Origin of the sequence: Streptomyces sp. NPDC127068 (assembly GCF_042724695.1) — a bacterium.
In the GTDB taxonomy this organism is placed as follows: domain Bacteria; phylum Actinomycetota; class Actinomycetes; order Streptomycetales; family Streptomycetaceae; genus Streptomyces.
This window is the reverse complement of sequence record NZ_JBHXEN010000104.1, coordinates 1-7,983: the sequence shown is the minus strand read 5'-3', so window position 1 is coordinate 7,983 and position 7,983 is coordinate 1. Positions and strand designations below refer to the sequence as shown.

General features: G+C 70.1%; 1 protein-coding gene. It reads right to left on the bottom strand.

The window, feature by feature from the left end; translation table 11 throughout:
• Positions 1-7,968 (bottom strand): amino acid adenylation domain-containing protein (locus ACFWIA_RS34740; RefSeq protein ID WP_387011264.1); only part of this gene is annotated, 7,968 nt, incomplete at its 3' end.
• Between the last annotated feature and the right edge of the window lie 15 nt (positions 7,969-7,983).

Sequence of the window (7,983 nt, the reverse complement as noted above, 5' to 3'; positions counted from 1 at the left end):
CGCAACCTGCCCCAACACCCCCACCAACCGACCCACCAACAACCGCACCGACACCTCATCGAACAAATCCCACGCAAACTGCACATCACCACTGAACCCCACCGGCACACCCCGCCCATCACGCCGCTCCGCGAGGCTGAGCGACAGATCGAACCGGGCGGGCAGCACCTCGTCGGGCAGCGCTTCGGCACTCAGCGGAAGCACGGTCAGGCCCGGCAGGTCCCAGGGCTCGGCGGGGGCGTTCTGGAGCACCAACATGATCTGGAACAACGGGTGCCGGGAGAGGGAACGCACCGGGTTCAACTCGTCCACCAGCCGCTCGAACGGCACGTCCTGGTGGGTGTAGGCGGCGAGGTCGGCGTCCCGAACCCGGGCGAGCAGTTCCTCGAACGACGGGTCACCGCTGACGTCGGTGCGCAGGACCAGAGTGTTGACGAAGAAACCGGCGAGGTCGTCCAGCTCACGGTCGGCGCGCCCGGCGACCGCGGTGCCGACGGGGATGTCGGTACCGGCGCCGAGCCGGGCCAACAGCATCGCGAGGGCCGCCTGCACCACCATGAACAGCGTCGCCGAATGCTGCCGGGCGAGGTCCACCAGCGCGGCGTGGGTCGCGCCGTCGATGTCGACCGGCACGGACCCGCCCTCGTACGAGGCGACCGCCTTCCGGGGCCGGTCCACGGGGAGCGACAGCTCCTCCGGAAGGTTGGCCAGCGCCGCACGCCAGTAGTCGAGTTGGCCGCTGATCAGGCTGTCGGGGTCACTGGGGTCGCCGAGCGTGTCGTGCTGCCACAGCGCATAGTCGGCGTACTGAACGGGCAGGGGCGACCAGGCGGCCGGGGTACCGGAACGGCGTGCCTCGTACGCGGTCCGCAGGTCACGGGAGAGGACGCCCATCGACCAGCCGTCCACCGCGATGTGGTGGGCCACCAACAGCAACACGGACTCCGTGTCCGACAGCACCAGCAGGGTGACCCGCCAGGGCAGCTCCCCGGCCAGGTCGAAGCCCCGCGCGGCCTCGGCCACCAGCACCGCGGGCAGGTCGGCCTCGTCGATCGGACGCACCTCCAGCACGGGGCGACCCGCCGCACCGGTCAGGACGTGCTGTCGGGGCACCCCCGCGGTGTCGGGGAAGACCGTGCGCAGGGTCTCGTGCCGGTCGGCGAGGTCGCCCAGTGCGCCCTCCAGAGCCGATACGTCCATCACGCCGGAGAGCCGCAGCGCCAACGGCATGTTGTACGCCGCGCCGACGCCCGCTTCCTCCATCCGGTTGAGGAACCACATCCGCTGCTGTCCGAACGACAGCGGCAGCACCTCGGGACGCTCGCGTACGACGATCCCGCTCCGACCGCTCTGTCGAGCACCTTCGATCAGCCGGGCGAGGCCGGCGACGGTGGGCGTGCCGAACAGCTCGCGAATGCCGACCTCGGCGTCCAGAGCCGCACGAACCCTGGCCGTGAGGCGCATGGCGAGCAGGGAGTCACCACCGAGGTCGAAGAAGGACTCCTCGGCGCCGACCCGGTCCCGCCCCAGTACCTCGCCGAAGATCCCGCAGAGCAGTTCCTCCAGCGGGGTCGACGCGGCCCGGCCCCCTCCGTCGCCCAGGTCCGGTGCGGGGAGGGCGGCCCGGTCGAGCTTGCCGTTCACGGTGACGGGGAGGCTGTCCAGTGCGATGACCGCGGACGGCACCATGTACTCCGGCAACCGCTCGGCCACCCGGGCGAGCAGGGCTGCCGTGTCCACGTCCGCCCCTGCGGCCACCACGTACGCGACGAGCTGCTTGACGCCCGGCTGGTCCTCGCGGACGATCACCGCGGCCTGGCCCACGGACTCGTGTGCGGCGAGGACCGCTTCGACCTCACCCGGCTCGATCCGGAACCCCCGGATCTTCACCTGGTCATCGGCGCGGCCCGCGAACAGCAACTCACCGTCGGCCGTCCAGCGAGCGAGGTCACCCGTGCGGTACATGCGCCCACCGCCGTGCGGCGAGGCCACGAAACGCTCAGCGGTCAGACCCGGACGACCGTCGTAACCACGGGCGAGTCCGGCACCCGACAGGTACAGCTCGCCCGTCACACCGGGCGGGACCGGACGCAGGAACTCGTCCAGGACGTACGCCCGACTGTTGTCCATCGGCCGACCGATCGGCACGGCATCGGGCACGACGTCAGAAGAGGTGTACGGAATCTGCGTCGTGAACGCGGTCGTCTCGGTCGGACCGTACGTCGTCCGCACGATCAGATCAGGATGCGCATCGAGGAGCGCGCGGATCGCGGACGCAGAGACGACATCGCCGCCCGTCGACACCTCGCGCACCCCGGCGAAGATCTCCGGCGACTCCTCCGCCAACACCCGGAACAGACCAGCCGTCGCATGGACGTTGGTGACCCCGTAATCGGCAATCAACCGACCGCGCTCAGCCGCATCCAGATCACCCGACGGAGCAACCACCAGCTGACCGCCACGGGCCAACGGCACCCACAGCTCGTACGTCGACGCATCGAAAGCATGGCTGGCCTGCACCAACACCCGCTCCACCACATCATCACGCCACGCCCGATCCGCCACGAACGCCGCGACGTTGCGATGCGTGACCGCGACACCCTTCGGGCGACCCGTCGAACCGGACGTGTACATCACATACGCCAGCGATTCCGGAGACACCACAGGCGCCGAAGCCAGCGGGGCAGCCTCCAGAAGGTCGGCCACCGGGACCGTCTCCAGCCCCTCCCACACCCGGTCCGCAACCACCACCGACACACCGGCCTCGGACACCACACCACGCAACCGCTCCACCGGATGCCCCGCGTCCAACGGCACGTACGCCGCACCCGACTTCAGCACACCGAGCAGCACCGCCACCAACTCCGGCGAACGGTCCATCACCACACCCACCCGGCCGCCGGACGCACCCAGCCAACCCGCCACCCGGTCCGACAGGGCGCCCAGGTCCGCGTACGACCAGGACGTCTCGGCTCCGAGCACCGCCACCGCGTCGGGCGTGCGTGCCGCCTGTGCCGCGAACAGCTCGGGAAGCGTTTCGACGGGGACCTCACGGTCCGTGTCGTTCCAGCGCCGGGTCACCCGGTCGTGTTCGGAGCCGTCGAGAACGTCGAGGAGCGGCACCGGCAGGTCCGGGTCGGCGGCCACCTGTTCCAGGAGGCGCCGCACCCGCTCCCCGAGGGCGCGGACCGTCTCCTCGTCGAGGACGTCCGGCCGGTAGTCGAGCTGGAGCTCAAGTCGGTCGGAGGGCGAGACGACCAGGGTCAAGGGGTAGTGAGCGGCCTCTTCGCCGCCCCCGCCGACAATGTGCAGTCCGCCGAGGTCGCGTCCGGCGTCGGGATCGTGCGGATAGTTCTCGTACACGACCAGGGTGTCGAAGGCCGAGCCCGGGCCGGCGGTGCGCTGGATCTCGGCCAGTCCGATGTGCTGGTGGCCCATGAGTTCGGCCTGCTGCGCCTGGAGTCCGGTGAGCAGCTGGGCGATCGTGAGCCGGGCGTCGAGCGTGACCCTGACCGGGATGGTGTTCATCAGCAGGCCGAGCATCCGCTCGACCCCCGGGAGTTCGGCGGGGCGTCCGGCGACCGTGGCGCCGAACACCACGTCGCTCCTGCCCGTGAGCACGCCGAGCAGCGCGCCCCAAACCCCCTGCACCACGGTGTTGAGCGTCAGCCCGCGCACCCGCGCCGTCTCGCGCAGCGTTCGGGTCAGCGGTTCTTCCAGCTGGAGGACGACGTGTCGGGGCTGCACCGACTCGGCGTCCCGGTCCAACGGGGCCAACACGGTGGGCTCGGTGACGTCCGCGAGCAGCTCACGCCAAGCGGTCCGGGCGGCCTCCGCGTCCTGGCGGTCGAGCCAGGCGAGGTAGTCGCGGTACGGGGTGACCGGAGGCAGGGCGGACGCGTCGCCGCCGGCCGCGTGGATGTGGGAGAGCTCCTCGAAGAGCACGGGGAGCGACCAGCCGTCCATGACGATGTGGTGCATCGTGATGACCAGACGGTGCCGGGTGTCGCCCAGCTTCAGCAGGAGCAGCCGCAGCAGCGGGGGCTTCGTGAGGTCGAAGCGCTGGTGCTCCTCGTCCGTGAGAGCGCCGATCCCGGCGTCCGGGTCGGGCAGCCCGGAGAGGTCCACCTCCCGCCAGGGCAGCACCACCCCGGCGGAGACCACCTGCACCGGGTCCTCCAGGCCGGCCGGTTGCCGGAATCCGGTGCGCAGACTGGCGTGTCGGTCCAGCAGGGCCTGCCAGGACCGGCGCAGTGACTCGCCGTCCAGCTGGCCTTCGAGGTCGACGAAGCGCTGGCCCACGTAGGCGTCATCGCCCGTCTCGTCGTAGCGGGCGTGGAAGAGGAGTCCTTCCTGCAACGGGGAGAGCGACCACACGTCCACCAGATCGGGAACCGCAGCCTCCAACTCCTCCACCGCGCCCTGTCCCAGGCCAGCCACCAACGGGAAGTCCGACGGCGTATGCCCCCCACCCGACTCCTCCACCACATGCGCCACCACACCCCGCAACGCCGCCACCCACGCCTCACCCAACACCTGCAACTCCACCTCGCCCAACACCCCCACCGGGCACACCAACGACACCGTCAACACCGGACCCACACCCTCCACATCACGCACCACACCCCCCGCCTCCACCTCATGCACCAACCCCATCCCCTCCGGAGCCGTACCACCCAAACCCACCTCACCATCCGACTCCCACACACCCCCACCACCCACACCAAACCTACCCATATAGTTGAAACCAACCCGAGCATGCGACAAACCACCCAACTCGCCACCCACAAAACGCAACAACCCATAACCCAACCCCTCACCCGGCACACCCCGCACCTGCTCCTTCACCCGCTTCACCAACAACCCCACACCCACATCCACACCACCCACATCCACCCGCACCGGATACGAAGACGTAAACCAACCCACCGTCCCCGACAGATCCACCCCCTCCCCCAACGCCACCCGCCCATGACCCTCCACATCCACCAACACGGGTCCCGCAACGCCGCGCTGCTCCTTGAGCGCGACCGCCAGCCCGGCCAGCAACACGTCATCGATCCCCGCGTGGAACGCCGCGGGCACCCGGGTGAGCAGCTCCGACGTCACCTCCGTCGGCACCTGCACCTCCACCCGACGCGTCCCCGCAGCCACCGTGTCCACCAACGGATCCAACGCCCGGTCACCGAACGGGGTCGTGTCCACCCCTTGCAGGAGTTGCTTCCACGCGGGTAGTTCGGCCATCCGACCAGCGCTCACCGCCTCAGCCGACAGCGCCTCCATCCATGCGCGGAACGAGGTCCCCACCGGCTCCAGACCCGCTCCCGAACCCTGGGCGTACGCCGTGGCCACATCCGGCATCAGCACCCGCCAGGACACCCCGTCGACGGCCAGGTGGTGCACGACGAACAGCAGCCGCCCCGTCTCGTCGGGACCTCGGTCGAACCACACCACCCGCACCATCCGGCCCCCCACCGGATCCAGAAGCCTCGCCTCCTCCTCCACCCGACCCCGCACCACATCACCCAACCCACCACCCACCAGACCCCGCGCATCCACCCGCCGCACACCGGGCGTCGTCCCTGCCCCCTTCTTCGGGATGGTCAGTCGGTCCGGTACGCCGTCCACCAACTCCAGTCGGGCGCGCAGGACGTCGTGGTGGTCCACGACCGCCCGCACCGCCGCCTCCAAGCGGGGGAACTCCAGCCCGGCCGGAACCTCCACGGACATCGACTGGGAGAAGGCGCCCGTCAGCGCCACCGAACCGGCGCGCTCCAGCAACTCCCGCATCACCGGCGTCAACGGCACCGCACCCACCGCCGACACACCACCCCCGGCCGGCACCCCCACACCCGACAACTCCCGCGCCACCAACGCCAACCCAGCCACGGACTTCCGCTCGAACACCTCACGCGCCGTGATCACCACACCAGCCCGCCGCGCCCGCGCCACCACCAACATCGACATGATCGAATCGCCGCCCAGCTCGAAGAACGAGTCCTCCGCGCCCACCCACTCCAGGCCCAGCACCTCACGGAACAAGCCGCACAGCAGTTCCTCGGTCGGCGTCTGCGGACCCCGGCCGGTCGACTCGATCACCTCGGGCGCGGGGAGGGCGGCCCGGTCGAGCTTGCCGTTCACCGTGACGGGAAGGGTGTCGAGGGCGATGACCGCGGACGGCACCATGTACTCCGGCAACTTGCCCGCGACGACCTCGCGGAGCGCCTCCGTGTCGAGCGAGTCGCCCGCGGCGACCACGTACGCGACGAGTCGCTTGGCGCCCGGCTGGTCCTCCCGCACGATCACCGCGGCTTGCCCCACCGACTCGTGCGCGGCAAGGACCGACTCCACCTCACCCGGCTCGATCCGGAACCCCCGGATCTTCACCTGATCATCGGCGCGGCCCGCGAACAGCAACTCACCGTCGGCCGTCCACCGAGCCAGGTCACCCGTGCGGTACATACGCCCACCGCCGTGCGGCGAGGCCACGAAACGCTCAGCGGTGAGACCCGGGCGGCTGTCGTAGCCGCGGGCGAGTCCGGCGCCCGCGAGGTACAGCTCACCCGTCACACCGGGCGGGACCGGACGCAGGAACTCGTCCAGGACGTACGCCCGGCTGTTGTCCATCGGCCGACCGATCGGGACGGTCGCCGGAACCTCGTCGCCCGCACGGTACGGAATCTGCGTCGTGAACGCCGTCGTCTCGGTCGGACCATACGTCGTCCGCACGACCAGATCAGGGTGCGCATCGAGGAGCGCACGGATCGCGGACGCGGAGACCACGTCACCGCCTGTCGAGACCTCACGGACACCGGTGAAGATCTCCGGCGACTCCTCCGCCAACACCCGGAACAGACCAGCAGTCGCATGGACGTTGGTGACCTCGTGCTCGGCGATCAACCGACCGCGCTCAGCCGCGTCCAAGTCACCCGAGGGCGCCACGACCAACTGACCGCCACGAGCCAACGGCACCCACAGCTCGTACGTCGACGCATCGAAAGCATGGTTGGCCTGCACCAACACCCGCTCCACCACATCATCACGCCACGCCCGATCCGCCACGAACGCCGCAACATTACGATGCGTGACCGCCACACCCTTCGGGCGACCCGTCGAACCGGACGTGTACATCACATACGCCAGCGATTCCGGAGACACCACGGGAGCCGAAGCCAGCGGAGCGGCCTCCAGAAGGTCGGCCACCGGGACCGTGTCCAAGCCCTCCAGCACCCGATCCGCCACCACCACCGACACCCCGGCCTCGGACACCACACCACGCAACCGCTCCACCGGATGCCCCGCGTCCAACGGCACGTACGCCGCACCCGACTTCAGCACACCGAGCAACACCGCCACCAACTCCGGCGAACGGTCCATCACCACACCCACCCGGCCGCCGGACGCACCCAGCCAACCCGCCACCCGGTCCGACAGGGCGTCCAGCTCCGCGTACGACCAGGACGTCTCGGCGCCGATCACCGCCACCGCGTCCGGAGTCCGCGCCACCTGCGCCGCGAACATGGCCGGGACCGTCGAGGCGGGCAGTTCCCGCTCCGTGGCGTTCCACTGTTCGACCACCCGGGGGCGTTCGCCGGCCACGAGGACGTCCAGACGGCCGAGCGGTTGGGCGGGGTCCTCGGCTATCTGTTCCAGGAGCCGGACCATCCGGTCGCCCAGCGCCCGCACCGTCTCGGCGTCGAACTTGTCCAAGTGGAAGTCGAACCGGAGTTCCATCTCGTCCGTGGGGGCGACGGCGAGCGCGAGCGGGTAGTGGGCGGAGTCGTCGCCCGCCGCGCCCTCGATGCTCAGCCCGGTCAGCTCCAGCGGCCCGTTCGGGTTGCGCGGGTAGTTCTGGTAGACGAGGAGCGTGTCGAACAACTCCCCCTGCCCCACCACCCGCTGGATCTCCGCCAACCCCAAATGCTGATGCTCCAACACCCCGGCCTGCCGCTCCTGCAACTCCCCCAAGAACCCCTCCACCGA